General features: G+C 65.1%; 13 protein-coding genes. 8 read left to right on the top strand and 5 right to left on the bottom strand.

Features of this window, described 5'->3' with window-relative positions; all coding sequences use genetic code 11:
• Positions 1-15: 15 nt before the first annotated feature.
• Positions 16-1473, bottom strand: a complete 1458-nt coding sequence (locus tag QAZ47_RS30755) for a TolC family protein (protein ID WP_278231892.1) — start codon at positions 1471-1473, stop codon at positions 16-18.
• 531 nt (positions 1474-2004) lie between these two features.
• Between QAZ47_RS30755 and QAZ47_RS30750 the strand changes: the two genes are divergently transcribed.
• Positions 2005-3345, top strand: coding sequence for an NAD(P)H-dependent oxidoreductase (locus QAZ47_RS30750; RefSeq protein WP_278231891.1), 1341 nt, complete (start codon positions 2005-2007; stop codon positions 3343-3345).
• Here QAZ47_RS30750 and proC read toward each other — a convergent pair.
• The 3 genes from proC to QAZ47_RS30735 form a co-directional block, all read right to left on the bottom strand.
• The gene (proC, locus tag QAZ47_RS30745) at positions 3320-4135 is read right to left on the bottom strand and encodes a pyrroline-5-carboxylate reductase (protein ID WP_278204681.1); all 816 of its coding nucleotides are present in this window, start codon (positions 4133-4135) and stop codon (positions 3320-3322) included. The two genes, QAZ47_RS30750 and proC, sit on opposite strands and share 26 nt — an antisense overlap.
• Positions 4136-4216: 81 nt before the next feature.
• Complete coding sequence (locus QAZ47_RS30740; protein WP_278231890.1) at positions 4217-5536, bottom strand: O-antigen ligase; 1320 nt, start codon at positions 5534-5536, stop codon at positions 4217-4219.
• A complete protein-coding gene (locus QAZ47_RS30735) occupies positions 5505-6533 on the bottom strand; it encodes a glycosyltransferase (protein WP_278231889.1) in 1029 nt (342 codons plus the stop codon). The genes QAZ47_RS30740 and QAZ47_RS30735 overlap by 32 nt, the downstream gene beginning before the upstream one ends.
• 168 nt (positions 6534-6701) lie before the next feature.
• Between QAZ47_RS30735 and QAZ47_RS30730 the strand changes: the two genes are divergently transcribed.
• The 3 genes from QAZ47_RS30730 to QAZ47_RS30720 are packed head-to-tail and all read left to right on the top strand — an operon-like array spanning position 6702 to position 9612.
• Entirely contained in the window at positions 6702-7874 is a 1173-nt protein-coding gene (locus QAZ47_RS30730) for a glycosyltransferase family 4 protein (protein ID WP_278231888.1), read from the top strand.
• Positions 7871-8665 carry a WecB/TagA/CpsF family glycosyltransferase gene (locus QAZ47_RS30725; protein ID WP_278231887.1) on the top strand — a complete coding sequence of 265 codons (795 nt, stop codon included), beginning with the start codon at positions 7871-7873 and terminating at the stop codon, positions 8663-8665. Before QAZ47_RS30730 ends, QAZ47_RS30725 begins: the two co-directional genes overlap by 4 nt.
• Positions 8662-9612 carry a DUF6492 family protein gene (locus QAZ47_RS30720; RefSeq protein WP_278231886.1) on the top strand — a complete coding sequence of 317 codons (951 nt, stop codon included), beginning with the start codon at positions 8662-8664 and terminating at the stop codon, positions 9610-9612. Before QAZ47_RS30725 ends, QAZ47_RS30720 begins: the two co-directional genes overlap by 4 nt.
• A gap of 79 nt (positions 9613-9691) precedes the next feature.
• Here QAZ47_RS30720 and QAZ47_RS30715 read toward each other — a convergent pair whose 3' ends face one another.
• Positions 9692-10987, bottom strand: coding sequence for a lipopolysaccharide biosynthesis protein (locus QAZ47_RS30715; RefSeq protein WP_278231885.1), 1296 nt, complete (start codon positions 10985-10987; stop codon positions 9692-9694).
• Between the two features lie 198 nt (positions 10988-11185).
• Here QAZ47_RS30715 and QAZ47_RS30710 point away from each other — a divergent pair, with 198 nt between their 5' ends.
• From QAZ47_RS30710 to QAZ47_RS30695, 4 genes are all read left to right on the top strand, one after another.
• Positions 11186-13492, top strand: a complete 2307-nt coding sequence (locus tag QAZ47_RS30710) for a GumC family protein (protein WP_278231884.1) — start codon at positions 11186-11188, stop codon at positions 13490-13492.
• A 216-nt stretch (positions 13493-13708) separates the two neighbouring features.
• Positions 13709-14608 carry a bifunctional methylenetetrahydrofolate dehydrogenase/methenyltetrahydrofolate cyclohydrolase FolD gene (gene folD / locus QAZ47_RS30705; RefSeq protein WP_278231882.1) on the top strand — a complete coding sequence of 300 codons (900 nt, stop codon included), beginning with the start codon at positions 13709-13711 and terminating at the stop codon, positions 14606-14608.
• Between the two features lie 16 nt (positions 14609-14624).
• Entirely contained in the window at positions 14625-15623 is a 999-nt protein-coding gene (locus tag QAZ47_RS30700) for a GlxA family transcriptional regulator (RefSeq protein WP_278075372.1), read from the top strand.
• 88 nt (positions 15624-15711) lie between these two features.
• Positions 15712-17373 carry a VWA domain-containing protein gene (locus QAZ47_RS30695; protein WP_278231880.1) on the top strand — a complete coding sequence of 554 codons (1662 nt, stop codon included), beginning with the start codon at positions 15712-15714 and terminating at the stop codon, positions 17371-17373.
• The last annotated feature ends 114 nt before the right edge of the window (positions 17374-17487 follow it).

The following is a 17487-nucleotide window of genomic DNA, read 5'->3' as shown; positions in this document are numbered from 1 at the left end:
ACCAGAGATCGATGGTTACATCGGCTGCTTCTTCCTGACCGGTGCGAGGATGTCGAACGGCAGGTCGTTCTTCTGCTCCGACGGCGTCCGCGCATAGGTTTCGGTATCGGCCGTTTCCGGCACGCCGAATTCCGTCCGCGCGTAGGCCGCGGCCTGCTTGGCCGGCTGGATGTTCATCGTCTTGAGCAACTGCCCGGTCGCGGCCAGCAGCCGGTATTCTGCAAACAGCGACGCATAGGACGAGGTGTCGGCCAGCGTTGCGGTGTTGAAACGGGTGTTCTGCGCGTCGAGCACGTCGAGCAGCGAGCGCTGTCCGACCTTGAACTGCTCGCGGTAGGAAGCAACCAGCTTCTCGTTGGTGGCTGCCTGCAGCCGCAGCGTCTGCGCCAGCTCCGCCTGGCGGAAGCGGCGGTCCCACGAAGTGCGGACGGCTTCCTCGATCTCGCGCAGCACCTGATGCAGCGCTAGACGCTGCTCGCTGGTGCGGCGGATCTGCTCCTGCTCGTTGGCTTTGTCGATGCCGCCGCGATAGAGGTTCCAGCGCAGCACGACCCGGGCCTGCAGGTCGCTGGTGTCGCCATCGTCGCCGTCGATGTCATATCCGCCCCTGGCGACACCCTCGGCGGTGATCGTGGGGCCGTATTTGGCCCGCGCGGCGTCGACCAGCGATGCGGCGGCGTCGATGTCGCTGTTGGCCATATGCACGCGTGGATTGTTCTGCCGGGCGAGCCCGATCGCGTCGTCGAGCGAGCGCGGCAGCGCGCCGGCCACATCGGCGGGCCGCGACGGATTGGTCAGCGGCTTGCCGACATTCTTGAAGAAGCGGATCTTGGCCGCCTCCAGTTCTTCCGTTGCCTCCTGCATCCGCGCCTTGGCGGCATAAAGGCGCTCCTCGGCCTGCTGCCGGTCTGCATCGTTGAGCGCGCCGCCCGCGATGCCCTGCTTGATGTCGCCGAGTATGGACTGATGGAAGGCGAGGTTCTTCTTCGCTTCGGCGACGATCGACGCCTGCAGCATGTATTCGAGATAGTCCTGGACGACGGCAAGCCCGATGAATTCGGACCGCTCCAGCACCCTGAAGGAAGCCCCGTCCACGCGCGAGGCCTGCCGGTTCAATTCGGCCCGCCTTGCCCCGCTGTCATAAAGCGTCTGCGAAACAGTGAGGTCCGCCTCGTTCGGGTAGAGAGCGTCGTGCTGTTCGTCGAGCGCGCGCCGGGAAGAATTGTCCAGGCGGCGAACGCCGGTCGACGCTTCCAGATCGACGCTGGGAAGGTAGAGGCCTTTTGCCTGGCGCAGCTCGAATTCGATGGCTTCGCGGTTTTCGATCGCCTGCCCAATCTCAGGATTGGACTCGACGGCGACTCCTACAGCTTCCTTGAGTGTGAGTGCGCTGGCGCTTCCGCAAGCCAGCATAGACGCCGTCATGGCGAGCGCAAAGCGCCAGCCGACGGTAACTTTACCCGTCCTGGTCATTTCTACCCCGTGACTATCCCCGCGCCTTATTGTTTTTTCTAGGCGCTTATTTGCCCAAGCCTGCCACCGGAGCTTTCGGCCAGTATCTAACAGATTTTTCGGGGATGTGAGCGCTTATTGATTTTGGCGCCTCTAAAAGCGGGGATTCCGGCCATTAGTCCGATCGGTTGTAGCAAAAATAGCACAGAAACGGTGCCCGCCTGGATTCCGATTCGGCCGAAAACGACTGCAATCATAAGTTTTGTTAACCATTTGCGGGTCTGTAAAGGGATTCGCGGGAAAGCCGCCCGGCAGCCGGCGCCCCTTGCCGGCAAAATTGGATCTTGGCGTCGACTTCGCCATTTTTTTCCTCGGAAAGTCGGCTTTGCGAGGCCCGAGTCCGTAACGCCGCGAAGGCTGCGGATCGCTGCCAAAAATCTGCCCCGATTCTGCAGGGCGTGCACCGGAAATTGCCATGACCGGCTGGTTTTGTTGGCAAACGGGGATCGTTCCCTGTATTGCGGGCTGAAAGCAAAGCATGGACGTTCTTGTATGACAAATGTCGCCCTGACCGGGCTTGCCCGCGATCTCGCCCGGCGCGCCGCCGAGGGCCGTCCCGTGCGCATCGGCGTCATCGGTTCCGGAGAGATGGGTACCGACCTGGTGACGCAGGGCATGCTGATGCCGGGCATTTCGGTCGCGGCCATCTCCACGCGCCGCCCGCACACGGCTCGCGACGCGATTCGCATCGCCTATGGCGACGATGCGATGGCCGCCGAAGCCGATACCGCCTCCAAGGTCAGCCGGGCGATCGAGAGCGGCAGGATCGCCATCACCTCGAACGAGATGCTGGTCACCAATCCGCTGATCGACGTCGTCATCGATGCCACGGGAAAACCCGGCGTCGCAGCCGATTTCGACCTGATGGCCATGGAGCATGGCAAGCATCTGGTGATGATGAATGTCGAGGCCGACGTCACCATCGGCTGTTACCTCAAGCAGCAGGCCGACCGGCTGGGCGTCGTCTATTCGGTCGGCGCCGGCGACGAGCCGTCGAGCTGCATGGAGCTGATCGAGTTCGCCTCGGCGCTCGGCTACACCATCGTCTCGGCCGGCAAGGGCAAGAACAACCCGCTCGACCACGACGCCGTCCCCGACGACTACCGGGAAGAGGCGCTGCGCCGGAACATGAACCCGCGCATGCTGGTCGAGTTCGTCGATGGCTCGAAGACCATGGTCGAGATGTGCGCCATCGCCAACGCCACCGGCCTGGTGCCCGATGTTCCGGGCATGCATGGCCCCAAGGCCGACCGCGACCAGTTGGCCAAGGTGCTCATCCCGCGCGAGGACGGCGGCATCCTGTCGAAGAAGGGCGTCGTCGACTACACGATCGGCAAAGGCGTGGCGCCAGGCGTCTTCGTCATCGTCGAGGCCACACATCCGCGCGTCGTCGAGCGCATGGACGATCTCCATGTCGGCCACGGCCCCTACTACAGCTTCTTCAGGCCCTACCACCTGACCTCGCTGGAAGTGCCGCTGACCGCGGCCCGCATCATGCTCCACGGCAAGCCCGACATGGTGCCGCTGCCGAGGCCGGTGGCCGAGGTCTGCGCGGTCGCCAAGCGCGATCTCGCCGCAGGCGAGACCTTCGATGCCATCGGCGAGACCTGCTATCGCTCCTGGACCATGACCACCGCCGAGGCGCGCGCCAGCCGCGCCATGCCCGTCGGGCTGCTCGAAGGCGGCAAGGTGCTGAAGCCTGTCAGGAAGGGCGAGCTGCTGACCAGCGACAACGCTGTGCCCGACAAGACGACCAGGCTTTACGCCTTGCGCAAGCTGCAGGACGAGATGCTGTATGGCGTGAGCGCTATTTCCCCAGCTCTATCGACCTGAGCCGCGCCGCTTCCACCGCGTCGGTCAAAAGCCTCGTCAGCCGGTCTTCGCCCATCAGCACGGCAAGTGCTGCGGCGGTCGTGCCGTTGGGGCTGGTGACCTGCTGGCGCAGGACGCCCGGCTCTTCGTCGCTTTCGGCGGCGAGCGAGGCGGCGCCATAGACGGTCTGCATGGCGAGCAGCTTGGCTGTGTCGGCCGGCAGGCCGGCCTTCTCGGCGGCAACCGTCAGCGCCTCGATGAAATGGAAGATATAGGCCGGGCCGGAACCGGAGACCGCGGTCACCGCGTCCATGAGGCCCTCGTCGTCGATCGTCGTCACGACACCGCTCGCCGAGAGCAGCTCGGCGACGAAGCGCCGGACGTCGTCCAAAACCAGCGGGTTGGAAAACACCACCATCATACCCTTGCCGATCGCCGCCGGGGTATTGGGCATGCAGCGGACGATCGGCGCGAGGTCGCCGAGGATATCCTCGAAGGTGGCGACGGGCGTGCCGGCGGCGATGCTGACGAACGTGGTCCTGCCGTCGCCGAAGCGCTTGTAGCTCGCCGTCACGTCGCGGATCACCTGCGGCTTCACGGCGATGACGACGAGGTCGGGCACGGCATCGGCCGGAATGGCTGAGGCGTCGGCGGCGGCACCGCAGCCCAGTGCCTCGGCGCGCTTGCGCAATTCTGCATTGGGCTCGACCACGAACACCGTCGACGGCTCGAGTTTGCCGGACTTCAGCCAGCCCGAGAGCATGGCGTAACCCATATTGCCGCAACCGGCGAGAACGAGCCTGATCGTCATCAGAACCTCCGCAAGACGGCTCTCCTTAAACGCTTGCGCGGTTAGGGAAAAGTCCAGTCTCAACGAGATCGATCGGCCAGATCAGTTGGGACTGCGAGTCGGAAGAGGCCGCAGCGACATTTGTCTCAGGCCAAGCACGCTGAACACGAAGAACAGCCAGACGGGGTCGGCGCGGCGGAAGAAGAAGCTTTCGAGGAAACCGTTCAGCGCCGCGAACAGCACCACCATCATGAAGAAGTCGCCGAGGAGGATGTTCTCCTTGCGCGGCGGGATGCGCATGTAGTCGCGCAGGGGCGCGATAAGGAACGTATAGACCGCGACGCAGAGCGCGGGGATGCCCATAAGCACGGCGATGTCGAGATAGCCGTCATGGCCGTGCACGATGGTGCGGATGTCCCAGGGGCGGTCGAACGGTTGGTCCTGGTTGAGCAGCAGCGGCGTTCCCCAGAAGCTTTCGTAGCCGTAGCCGGTCCAGGGCTTCTTCGCCAGCATCTCGCCGGCGAACTCCCACAGCGTGGTGCGGCCGGTATAGGTGAGGTTCGGGAAATAGGCCGCGGCCAGATGCTTCACAGGCGGGATGAAGACGATGCCCAGCGTGCCGACCGCCGTCGCGATGATCGCGGCCAGAAACAGAATCGGCGTGCCGAGCCGCATGCCGATGAGGCTGGGCAGCACCACGATCAGGATCGAGAACGGCACCAGTCCGACGGTCGTCTTCGAGCCGGTGTGCAGCATGAAGATCATGGCCGCTGAGAAGATGCCGACGCCCCACCAGCGCTGCCCGCGACGCCAGAGATAGAGCCCGGCGAAGCTGAAGCAGGCCATCACCGGTCCCGCGATGTTCTTGTGGGTGAAGACGCCGCGCCACAGGCCCGCATGCTCGGGCTCCTGCGAGTGGGTGGTATGCAGCGCCTCGTGCGGAAAGGCGAAGAGGCCGACATAAGAGAGCCCCATCACCACGACGGCGGTGAAGATGATGACCCTGGCGAAGGAATCGGCATCGCGCGGCAGCACCAGGATCGTCGCCATGGTGATGATGCCGATCATGGTGAAGGAGGCGGCGCGCGTCGCCGACGGCGGGTCGGTCGCCAATATCACCGACAGGAAGAAGAAGCCCAGCATCAGTGCCCAGGACGGGCTGATGAGCGAGCGCACGACGCGCGGATCCGCGAAGGCGAGCAGCGAGAAGATCGAGATGGCGCCGAGCGAGCCGAAGCCGAGCTGGTTGACGATATCGCCGCCATCGCCGGTGAGTTCGGCGCCGGCAGGCTGGAAGGGCCGGAACGACACGATGATGGTGGCAAAAAGCAGCGCCGCGATTGCCGTCGCAAGGCCCTCGCGCGTGAAGGCGGCGCTGAGCGGCGCGCGCTCAGTTCTTCTCAGGCTGCCGGTACTGCTCATTGGCATATCCGAATTCGGCAAGCACGCGACCGAGCGCGACATAGATGGGGTAGAGGCCTGTCGCCAGCGAACCCGTGCACGCCAGCCTTACGGCGCCGCGCAGCGGCGAGGCGGCAAGCAGAGCCAGGCTCTTCAGCAGAACCTTGGTCCCGGCGAACGGCGTGCCCGCTCGCTTCTTCTTTTCCACCAGGGTAGAGATCACGCCGTTGCGCAGGCTTCGGGCGCGGATCCAGTCGGCCTCCACGCGACGCGCTGGAACCCCTTCCCTGACCCTTGCCTCGGCGCACCAGCCGAGCGCGAAACCCTGCTGCGACGCGCGGCTGAGGAAATCGGAATCGCCGCCGCCCATGAAGTTGAACCTGAGATCGAGGAAGGGCGGTCCCATGGCCATCAGCACGTTGCGCCCGACCAGCAGATTGCCCGACGAATAGAGTGCCGGCACACGGCCCGTTTCGCGGTATGGCGGCGCAAAGACCGGGTGGTCGGCCCATCCCGCATGTGAGGGATCGGCGAAGACCGGCACTTGCGGCCCGCCGACGATGTCGGCTCGAAGCGTCTCGGCGGCTCTGCACATGCGCTCCAGCCAGTCGGGCTCGGCGACCTCGTCGTCGTCGATGACGAGAAGGTGCCGGAAGTTGGAGAACTGCATCATCGCCGTCTGCCAGCCGGCATTGTAAGCGCTGCAATTGCCGCGCTCATGCGCGATGATCACCAAGCCCGGCATCTCGCCGCTCTCGAACAGCGGCAGTGCCGCCTTGGCGCCCTCACGCGCGTCGGCCTCGTTTTCCATGACGATGACGGCGAAGCGGCGCGAGGTTTTCTGGGCTTTGAGCGATGCCAGCGTTTCCAGGAGCAGCTGAGGCCGCTTGAAGGTCGGCAGCGTGACGACCGCCTCGACGGTCTCGGCGGCGAGGCCCGGAGACCGCCCCGCGATCGATACCCCCGCGATCGATACCCCCACAATCGATACCAAAGCGTCCGATGGCAAAGGGAGCATCCGTTTCCAGCCGTGTGGGTTCGGCTCTCGATAGCAGCCCGATGATAACGTTTCGTTAATCACCTTTCGCGGCGGGTCCCACGAAACCGGGGCGTTCGGCCTTTGGGGGTGCCATTTAATCAAGGCTTCACCGCGTTCTGCTACCGGCTACACCAATGGATAGGTGAGATGCATCTGCTGTTCGCCACATCGATCGTGCCCGACGGCGTTCTCGCCTCGGGTTACGAGATCGCCAACGCCGCGATCATCGACGCGCTGCGGCGTGCCGGCGTGCGCGTGACGGTGATCGGCTTCAGCTGGCCGGGAAAGCCTGCCGCCGATCCCGAAAACACAATTGTCCTCGGCGCGATCGATGTGCGCACCGAAAGCGCTTCGCCGCGGCAGAAGCTGGCCTGGGCGAGCAAGGCGATGCTCACCGGTCTCACCTTCGCTTCGGTCAAGCTGCGCGTCGTTTCCGATGCGGATGTGCTCGCGGCAATCGAGCGCGCCGGCCCGTTCGACGGTTACGTGCTCAACTCCGTGCAATTTGCCGGCGCCTTCGGAGGGCTCTTCAGTGATCGGCCGTCGATCTTCGTCGCGCATAATGTCGAGCATCGCTCGGCCGAGGAGAACGCCGCCGCGGCCGGCAGTGCGCTTCAACGCTGGCTGTTCCGCCGCGAGGCCAGACTGCTCGCAGTCATGGAAGAGCGTCTCTGCCGCGCCGCACGCTTCGTCTTCACGCTGGCCGAAGAGGATCGCGCGGCACTCGGCGTCGCCTCCGACGACCGCTCGGCGGTGCTGCCGCTGGTGACGCGCGCCGAGGCGCCGGCGAAGAACGGTCCGCGCCGCATCGATTGCGACGCCGCGCTCATTGGCACCTGGACCTGGCAGCCCAACCGCATCGGCCTCGACTGGTTCCTGACCAAGGTCGTTCCGCATCTTAAGGCGGATTTCCGCATCAGGATCGCCGGCAACATGCCGTCGGGCGTGACGTCGACCCATCCCGGCGTCCAATTCGTCGGCAGGGTCCCTGACGCCCAGGCCTTCGTTCGCGGTGGCGCCGTCATTCCGCTGATCAGTACCGCCGGCAGCGGCGTGCAGCTGAAAACCATCGAGACCTTCGAGCTTGGCCTGCCTTCCGTTGCCACCAGCCGCTCGTTGCGCGGCATCGGCTATCGGCCGCAAAACTGTGTCGTGACCGACGATCCGATTGCCTTCGCCTCGGCGCTCGAAGCGGCGGCGGCCGATGTTCGCGACATAGACGGCAGCGCCTTCCGTCGCCAGCAGGTGAAGGCGCTCGATGCCGCGATCCGGCTTGGGCTGGAGAGGCTCGGCGCCGTCAGGCACGAGGTCGCGGCATGAATATGCATGCCGCGCGCGCCGCCTTCGGCTTCGACACGCTGAGGAGGATCCTCGGTATCTCCGTGCTTGCCGTCCGTTGGGACGATGCCGTCGCACTGCTTTCGCGGTTGATCGCCGAGCGGCGCTTCACCAAGGTGAGCTTCCTCAACGCCCACAACGCCAATCTCGCCTACAGCGATCCGGTATTTGCCGAAGCGCTCGACGATTTCCTCGTGCTGCCGGACGGCGTCGGCGTCGACATTGCCGCGAAGCTGCTCTACGGCTCGCCTTTCCCGGACAATCTCAACGGCACCGATTTCATCCCGGCCTTCCTGCAGGCATCGACGCGGCGGCTGACCGTGGCGTTGCTTGGCGCGACGCGGGTCAATGCCGAGGCGGCGTCCCTCAAGCTTTCGGCGCTCGCCGTGCAGCACAAATTCGTCGTCATCCATGACGGCTACTTCTCCCCCGCGGAGGAGCCCGTAATTATCGAGCGTATTGCCAGGCTGAAGCCGGATGTGCTGCTGGTCGCCATGGGCGTGCCGCGCCAGGAACTGTGGATCGCGCGCCATATCGATGCTCGTCACTGCACACTGCCGATCGCGGTCGGCGCGCTGCTCGATTTCCTCAGCGGCACCGTGCCGCGCGCCCCGCTGTGGATGCGCCGTCTCAGGCTCGAATGGCTGTTTCGCTTGTGGATCGAACCCGCCCGCTTGTGGCGCCGCTACGTGGTCGGCAACCCGCTCTTCCTGTGGCGCGTCCTCAAGCAGAAATTGTCGCACGGGTCGCGGCCAGCGGAGGCGCGCCGTTGAACAGCCGTTTCGTGCCGGACGTCGCCACCAGGATCGAGCCGCTGCCGCGCGCGCCGTCGGCCGCGGTCGTGACGGCGAGCTACGCGCCGGATTTCGAGCGCTGCCGGCTGCTGTGCGAGACCATGGACCGCCATGTCACCGGTATCGCGCGGCACTACATCCTCGTCGAGCACCGTGACGTGGCACTGTTTCGTCGGCTCGAGGGCAGCAGCCGCACGATCGTCGACGAGCGGGATCTTCTGCCGCGCTGGCTGCGCGCTTTCGACGACCCGCTCAGCCTGTTCCACCGCCGCGTCTGGGTCAGTCTTAGGACCCAGCCGCTGCGCGGCTGGCACGTGCAGCAGCTGCGCCGCATCGCCATTGCCGCCCATGCCAGGGAGGACGTGCTCGTCTTTTGCGATTCCGACGTCGCCTTCCTCAAGCCGTTCGACGCGAGCGTCTTCTGGCGCGACGGCAAGACGCGGCTGTTCCGGCGCGATGGCGCGCTGGCCAAGGACGGCCATGACGAGCATCGCATCTGGTCGCGCAATGCCGGCTCGGCGCTCGGTATCGACCCGATTAAGGCTTCGACGCATGATTACATCTCGACGCTGATCGCCTGGCGCCGCGAGACCGTCAAAGCGATGTGCGAGCGGATCGAAAAGACGCACGGGCGCGACTGGGTCAGCGTCGTCGGATCGGCGCGCAAATTCTCCGAATGCATGATCTACGGCCGCTATGTCGACGACGTGCTCGACGGCGCCGGCCACTTCCATGATCCGGTGGAATTCTGCCGCGTCCACTGGAACGGCGAGGCGCTGTCGGACGAGGAGTTCCGCCGTTTCGTCGACGCCATGGCGCCCGAGCAGGTGGCGATCGGCATGCAGTCCTTCATAGGCACCGATGTCGGCCGCATCCGCCGTTTGATGGGGCTCGATCGCTGGAGCAATTCCAGGAAAAGTGTGTAGCGGTTTTCCGTCCGGAATTGCGTAAAAACAAATAGTCAGAGCAGTTCAGCGTTTCCGTGAAACGATGAACTGCTCGAGTTCAGATCGCTTTGGCCGGCCTGCGCATCGCCGAATAGGTCAAAAGCATCGAGGCGAGATAGAGCAGCAGGAAGACAATGTTGAGCGACAGCACCAGATCGGGCGTGTCGGCAATCGTCGTCAGCACATAGGTCAGCAGCATCGCCTTCAAACCCGCGAGCAGCCCGAGATTGATCGCCCGCACCGCGGTCTGGCCGCGCGCGAAGAGAAGCTCGGCCTGGTATTCGACGAGATTGCGCAGGCCCGGCACGCAGACCGCGAGCGCCACCAGCGGCGCCGCCTCGGCGACGTTCCTGCCGAGCGCATTCGGGAAGAAATGCAGCACGATGCCGAGCGACAGGAGCGCCAGCGTCGAGACCAGGAACACGCCGCCTTCGATGCCGCTCTTGACCGCCAGCCGAGAAAGCAGTTCGGGCGCGCGCATCATGCGCTGCACCAGCATCATCGAGAAGGTGCGGATCGGGATCGCGGTGAGGTCGACCAGCCGCATGATGATGGCGTAGAGGCCGGCAAGATGCGGTCCGCCGATCGAAAGCACCAGGAGCTTGTCGAACTCCATCTGCAGATAGAACAGCACCTCCGACCCCGCCACATAGATGGAATCGGCGAGCCGCCGGACATAGAGCTCGGTGCGCAGCCGCAGTCGCTGGCGGGGGTAGAAGAAGGCGAAGGCGACGAAAAGCGAAACGGCGTTGGCGCCGATATAGAACCACGACCAGACGCCGATGGTGCGCTGCGCGGCGAGCATGAACAGAACCGCGCCGGCTGACCGGAGCGCCGTCGCCAGGATCGCCAGCACCGCGGCGCGGCCGAACTTGCCGAGGCCGTTGTTGACGATCAGCACCACCTCGACCGGCCGCCACAAGAGCGCTTCGGCGAAGACGACCGCGGCAAACACCGGCAGCTGCACCGTGCCGGCGAAGAAGATCAGGTAGACGCCGTAGGAAGCGGCGGCAAGCACCGGCAGCGAAATCGCGCCGAGGAACAGGAAGCCGGCGGTAAAGGTGCCGATCAGGTTCGGGCGGATCGTGGCGGTGCGGTAGAGCGCCGAGATGAAGCCGAAGGCAAGCAGGCGCGACAGCATCACGCCCGCCGCCGAGGCCGTGGCGAACATGCCGAATTCGGCGATCGACAGCGTATTGGCGAGAGCCACGAAATAGGCGAGCGAGAACACCAACCGCCCGCCGGCGCCGCTGATCGCCGAAAGATAGTCGAAGACCAGCTTCCGGCGCGCGGCCACGAAGTGGCCGATCCGCGCGAGCGTCCGCGTTTGCGGTATGTCGCTGGTCTGGGTCATGTCTCTGTCGAAAGCCTAGGATGGAAAGCTTAACGTGCCGTTCTGGCGGCGGCCCGGCGGCTTGAGCGGGGCTGCAACCGAGGCGAGAAACTGTATTTTCCCGGGTTCAAAATTAACCTTTTATTTCCCATGCCTGTTTAGCGTGACTTAACGATTGGCCGACCGCCTCTCCAAGCCGCCAGAGAGTAAGTTCCAGACATGGTCGACAGGGAAAACCGTGACGATTGGAGGCGCGAGCGCTCTTTGCTCGCGCTCGGCCGGGCCGTGCGTGGCGAGGACAGCCCGGACGCTTCGCTGGTTTCCATCGGCGACAGAGCCAACCCGTCTTGGCGCGAGGATGCCGCCGCGCGCCACCGCGCCGCGCGCTTCGAGCGCGAAGGGCGATCGAACCCATGGTCCGCGAAAACGGACGAACCCGGTCAATCTCAGGTCGACCCGCTTCCCGAATCGTCCCGGAACGAGGACGTTTCGGCCACGCGGGGCTTGCAAGCCGGACCGCGTGAAGGGAACCTTCCCCCGGACCATTCTCCGCAGCCCGGTTTCGAAACGCGCTATGTCGAACCTCGCCGCGCAAGCCGGCCGCCGGCCGGCGGCGATCAGGAATGGAAACCGCTGATCGACCCGATGCAGGTCGTTCGCGGCATCACCCGATCCAAGGCGCTGATTCTTTCGACGACGATCCTGGGCGCTGCGCTCGGCATCGCCATCGCACTGTCGACGCCGAAGAAATATGAGGCCACCACCGAGGTCATCGTCGACCCGCGCGACCTCAAGCTCACCGACCGTGATCTGACGCAGAATGTGATCGCCTCGGATGCTACACTCGCCATCGTCGAGAACCAGGCTCGCATCCTCACCTCGGGCGCGGTCCTCAACAAGGTCGTCACGGATCTCAACCTCGCAAACGACCCCGAGTTCAACGGCCAGGGCAAGGGCGGCATCGGCCTGATGTCGATGCTCCGCTCGGTCTTGTCACGGCAGGATGCACGGGGCCCTGCCGACGAAGCGCGCCGGCGTGCGCTGGCCGTCGGCAATCTGGCGGAGAGCCTGGACGTCGAGCGCGGCGGCAAGACCTTCGTCGTCTCGATCACCGCCACGACAGAGAGCCCCGACAAGTCGGCCCTGATCGCCAATACGATGAGGACTGCTTTCCAGCAGATCTCCAGCGAACTCCAGTCCAACACGGCGGGCCGCGCCAATGACGAACTGACGGCCAGGCTCGACGAGTTGCGCAAGGGCGTCGAGACGGCCGAGCGCAAGGTCGAGGACTTCAGGGCCACGCATGATCTTGTCGACGCCCAGGGTCACCTGATCAGCGACGATCAGATGCTGAAGCTCAACGAGCAGCTCTCGGTCGCCCGCGCCCGCACGCTCGAGCTCAACGCCCGCGCCGCCTCGGCCCGCGCCTTGAACGTCAACGCGGTTCTCAACGGCACCTTGCCTGAAGAGATCAACTCCAACACGATGGGCGAGCTGCGCTCGCAATATGCGGCGCTGAAACAGGAAGCCGACCGCGCCGCGATCAAGTTCGGGCCGCGGCATCCGGAGCTTCAGGCGCTCAACGCCCAGCTTGCCGGCGCGCGCGAACGTATCGCTGCGGAATTGCAGCGCATAGCGTCCTCGCTGCAGGTCGATCTGAAGCGTTCCGTGCAGCTCGAGCAGGACTTGTCGTCTCGTCTGGCACAGGCCAAGGTGCAGAGCGGCGACGTCAACAACAACCTGGTTTCGCTGCGCGAGCTCGAGCGCGAGGCGGCCGCCAAGCGCTCGGTCTACGAGCAGTTCCTGCTGCGCGCCAAGGAGACCGGCGAGCAGAAGGACATCAACACCGCCAACATCAGCTTGATTTCGGAGGCCTATCCGCCGCTCGAAGCCAAGGGGCCGTCGCGCGCCGTCAAGGCGCTGGCCGGCCTGCTTGCCGGTTTCTTCGCCGGCATCGGCCTCGGCGCACTGCGCGGTGCCTATGCCAGCCTGCGCGAGACGGCGGACATCCGCTCGCGCCGCAGGCCCGAGGAGCGTGCGCCGGCCTACGAGGACAGGGTGTATCGCGCCGCACCGCCGAGCCCTCCGCCGACGTCCCCGCCGGTTGCGCCGTTCACGCCATCGCCTGTCCCCGCCAACGATGCCGGCCGGCCGGGGTTCTTGGGATCCTTGGCCTCGTCGCTGCGCGACTTCATGCTGCGTCGGTCGGAAGAGCCCGTCGAAGCGGCTTTGGACCAATCCGCGCGAGCCCGGAGCGCGCCGCTATCGGAGCGCGGCTTCGAGGCGCCGCCTGCGCAAAGCCGTGCCTATTCCCATCAGCCGGACTATCCGCAGCCTGCGGGACCATTCGAGGATGCGTACACATCGTCGGCGGCGTCTTCCCGTTCGCAACCGCCGGTCGCCGAGGCGCACCAGTCGCCGGCCGATCAGCAGGGCCAGATCGACGAGATCCGCGCTAGCCTGCGCGAGTTCCGCGAGGCGGTGCGCGACCTGACCGAAAGCCGCTCCCGCCGCCGCTATTTCTAAAACGCCCGGTCTCCGATAGAAGCTGGCTTCGATAAAAGCAGCCGGTTTCGGGTTTACGGCATACGACGACGTTTTGACGGGATTGCGCTGTCGAATTTTCGTGAAAATGCCGCGCTGCATTCGACCGTTCGCGCCTGGCGCCTGGCGGGTCACGATGCTGGATTGAGGATCAGGGCTGCGCGTGAGCGCGTCCGTGGAACAGTGTTGAGGGTAGCGATGGCCGAAGTGATCGACGGAAAGAGTGTCGCCGAAGACGTGGTTCAGAAGGTCAAGGCACTGACCGTCGAGCTGTCGGCCAAGGGCGCGACCAGGCCCGGCCTGGCGGTGGTGATCGTCGGCGAGGATCCGGCGAGCCAGGTCTATGTCGCCTCGAAATCGCGCACGGCCAAGGAATGCGGTTTCCATTCGCTGCAGCACACGCTGCCGGCCGAGACCACCGAGGCCCAGCTGCTCAAGATCATCGGCGACCTCAACGCCGATCCGGCGATCCACGGCATCCTCGTGCAGTTGCCGCTGCCTGGCCACATCGACGCCGGCAAGGTCATCCAGACGATCGCGCCGGAAAAGGATGTCGACGGCTTCCATTTCATCAATGTCGGCAAGCTCGGCACCGGCGAGCTGGAGACCGCTTTCGTGCCTTGCACGCCGGCCGGCTCGATGCTGCTGATTGAGCGCGTGCGCGGCAAGGACCTTTCCGGCCTCAACGCCGTCGTCGTCGGCCGATCCAACATCGTCGGCAAGCCGATGGCCAATCTGCTGCTCGCCGCCAACTGCACCGTCACCATTGCCCATAGCCGCACCAGGGACCTGCCGGCACTCGCCCGCAACGCCGACATCCTGGTCGCCGCCGTCGGCCGCCCGGAAATGGTCAAGGGCGATTGGGTGAAGCCCGGCGCCACGGTCATCGATGTCGGCATCAACCGCGTCCCCGCCCCGGAAAAGGGTGAGGGCAAGTCGCGGCTGGTCGGCGATGTCGCCTATGCCGATGCGGCCAAGGTCGCCGGCGCCATCACGCCCGTCCCAGGCGGCGTCGGACCGATGACCATTGCCATGCTGATGGCCAACACTGTAGCTTCCGCCTACCTCGCGGCTGGGTTGAAGCGGCCGTCCTTCTGATCGGAAAGCTTGATCCTTGCCGAACTTAATCGCCCCTGTGGAACGGCCGGTCACGAACGATCCCGTTCAGGGGGGGCGGCAGTTCGGCTTCCTGCTGGTCGACAAGTTCTCGATGTTCTCGCTGGCCGCGGCGATCGACTGTTTCCGCTCGGCTAACCGCCTGCTCGGCCGCGATTTTTACGGTTGGACGACGATATCGGCGGATGGCGACGCGGTCATGGCCTCCAACGGCCTGCCGCTGAAGATCGACTATTCCGTCGCCGACATGCCGCCGGTCGACATCCTGTTCGTGTCGGTCGGGCTGACCACCGAATTTCCCGGCAAGAGCAAGGTGCTGGCGGCGCTGCGCAGCTGGGGCCGGCGCGGCAACGCGCTCGGCGCGCTGTCGGTCGGCTCCTACCTGCTCGCCGAGGCCGGGCAGCTCGACGGCTATCGCTGCACCATCCACTGGGAGAACCGCGCCGGCTTCATGGAGCGCTTCCCGGACATCAACTGCACCGGCAACGTCTTCGAGATCGACCGCAAGCGCTACACTTGCGCCGGCGGCACCACCTCGATCGACCTGATGCTGGAGATCGTGCGCGGCGATTTCGGCTCCAATCTTGCCAATGGCGTCGCCAACCAGTTCCAGCACGAGCGCATCCGCTCGGCGGGCGATCGCCAGCGTGTCGGCCCCGAGCGCGACCTCACCGGCAAGTCGGAAAAGCTGAGACGCATCGTCGAATTGATGGCCGACCATCTCGACGAGCCGCTGTCGGCGGTGCAACTCGCCAAGTCGGCCGGGCTTTCGGTGCGCCAGGTCGAGCGCCTGTTCTTGCGCCATCTCAACGTGACGCCGGGCCGCTATTACATGCGGCTCAGGCTCGAGCGGGCGCGCGAATTGCTGCGCCAGACCAACATGCCGATCCTCGACGTCGCGATCGCCACCGGTTTTACCTCGCATTCCTATTTCGCGCAGAGCTACCGGCTGCAATTCGGCCGTCCGCCCTCGGAAGAGCGCCGCACCACCTACTGAGCGACTTCGCCGGCTGTTGGACTTGTCTCCAACGCCCGCCTCAAATAGCTTTCCCGGCGCGGACAGGGGGCTCACTCAGGAGATTTTCATGGCGGGACTGGCACGGAGCGTCGCTGCGGCGATCCTCCTTTTGTCGACGACCACGTTTGGCTTTGCCGCCAACAAGGTCATCATCATTCTCGACGCATCCGGCTCCATGTGGGCCCAGATCGACGGCAAGCCGAAGCTCGAGATCGCGCGCGAATCGCTGCGGACGGTGCTGCAGTCGGTACCGGCCGATGACGAGATCGGCTTCATGGCCTATGGCCATCGCACCAAGGGCAGCTGCGAGGATATCGAGCTGATCGTGCCGCCGCAGGCTGGTTCGGCGAGCGCGATTTCGGCTGCCGCCGACAGCATGAAATTCCTCGGCAAGACGCCGCTGACGGCGGCCGTCAAGCAGGCGGCCGAAGCGCTGAAATACACCGAGGACAAGGCCACCGTCGTCCTCATCACCGATGGGCTGGAGACCTGCGGCGGCGATCCTTGCGCGCTCGGCAAGGAGCTGAAGGAAACCGGCGTCGACTTCACCGCCGACGTGGTCGGCTTCGGCCTGACCGCCGACGAGGGCAAGCAGATCGCCTGCCTCGCCGAAAATACCGGCGGCAAATACATCCAGGCCTCCGACGAGAAGGCGCTGCAGCAGGCGCTCGTCGAAACCGTCGCGACGCCGGCTCCCGCGCCAGAGCCCACCCCGGCTCCCGCACCGGCGCCAGCGCCCGAACCCGCCAAGCCTGAGTTCAATTTCATGCCGAGCGTGGTCATGGCCGAGGGCGGCGATCCGATCACCGATGGCAATGCCTGGGAGATTTACAAAGCCGCGGCCGATGGCTCGCGCGGCGATCAGGTCATGACCGAGTATGGTGAGCTCAAGACCAACCTCGAGCCGGGCGACTACATCGTCGTCGGCCGCGACGACGAGGCAAGGAGCGAGCAGAAGATCAAAATAGAGGCCGGTCAGGTCTATAAGCCGCTGTTCACGCTGAACGGCGGCACCTTGGTCATCCATCCGCATGCGAGCCAGGGCTCGGAGATCAGCGGCGAGGCGCGTGTCGACTTCAACTATCCGGGCGGCAGCACCACACACTATGGCGACGCCAAGGCGACCGTCCCCGCCGGCGAGCAGAAGGTGACGGTGCAGATCGGCGCCGGCACCGCGACCGAGACCGTCCAGCTTGCCGCCGGGCAGACCGTCGAGAAGGACGTCGTCGTCGGCGTCGGCCACGCCGTGCTCAACGCCTACTACACCGCCGGCGGCGACAAGGCCGACAATTCCGGTATAGGCTTCGAGGTCATCAAGGCGAAGAAGAAGATCGACGGCAGTCGCGAGAGCGTCGAGCACTCTTATGGCGCCGACAGCAAGTTCTGGTTGCCGCCGGACGATTATGTCGTCATCACCACGCTCGATCTTGCCGTCTCGGAACAACCCTTCAGCATCAAGGCCGGCGACAACCAGGACATCAAGGTTACGCTGGACGCCGGCGTGCTGGCGATGTCGGCGCCCGGCGCCTACTCGATCGAGGTGTTCTCGTCGAAGAAGGACATCGAGGGCAAGCGCAAGTCGCTGGGCTTGAGCTATGGCGACAGCTGGCAGCAGACAGTTCCTGCCGGCGACTACGTCGTCGTGCGGCACATGTCGGCCGAAGGCCAGGACAAGGAAATGTCGGTGACGATCAAGGCCGGCGAGCGGTCCGAGGTCACGGTGCAGTAGGCATCGCTGTCCGCGAACAACGAAAGGGCGGCTCCGAGCCGCCCTTTTTTGTGTCGCCGGACGCGGATGGGCCGTTCGCAACTCTGTCGATTGCAGCGTCACTAAAACAAACTA

The sequence above is a fragment of the Mesorhizobium sp. WSM4904 genome (assembly GCF_029674545.1).
Lineage (GTDB): Bacteria > Pseudomonadota > Alphaproteobacteria > Rhizobiales > Rhizobiaceae > Mesorhizobium.
Note: the sequence above shows the minus strand (reverse complement) of the source record. Positions and strands in the feature narration are given on the sequence as shown.

Coding starts and splice junctions, on each gene's coding strand:
- QAZ47_RS30755 (WP_278231892.1), bottom strand. CDS start 1,473: ATGACCAGGACGGGTAAAGTTACCGTCGGCTGGCGCTTTGCGCTCGCC.
- QAZ47_RS30750 (WP_278231891.1), top strand. CDS start 2,005: ATGACAAATGTCGCCCTGACCGGGCTTGCCCGCGATCTCGCCCGGCGC.
- proC (WP_278204681.1), bottom strand. CDS start 4,135: ATGACGATCAGGCTCGTTCTCGCCGGTTGCGGCAATATGGGTTACGCC.
- QAZ47_RS30740 (WP_278231890.1), bottom strand. CDS start 5,536: ATGAGCAGTACCGGCAGCCTGAGAAGAACTGAGCGCGCGCCGCTCAGC.
- QAZ47_RS30735 (WP_278231889.1), bottom strand. CDS start 6,533: ATGCTCCCTTTGCCATCGGACGCTTTGGTATCGATTGTGGGGGTATCG.
- QAZ47_RS30730 (WP_278231888.1), top strand. CDS start 6,702: ATGCATCTGCTGTTCGCCACATCGATCGTGCCCGACGGCGTTCTCGCC.
- QAZ47_RS30725 (WP_278231887.1), top strand. CDS start 7,871: ATGAATATGCATGCCGCGCGCGCCGCCTTCGGCTTCGACACGCTGAGG.
- QAZ47_RS30715 (WP_278231885.1), bottom strand. CDS start 10,987: ATGACCCAGACCAGCGACATACCGCAAACGCGGACGCTCGCGCGGATC.
- QAZ47_RS30710 (WP_278231884.1), top strand. CDS start 11,186: ATGGTCGACAGGGAAAACCGTGACGATTGGAGGCGCGAGCGCTCTTTG.
- folD (WP_278231882.1), top strand. CDS start 13,709: ATGGCCGAAGTGATCGACGGAAAGAGTGTCGCCGAAGACGTGGTTCAG.
- QAZ47_RS30695 (WP_278231880.1), top strand. CDS start 15,712: ATGGCGGGACTGGCACGGAGCGTCGCTGCGGCGATCCTCCTTTTGTCG.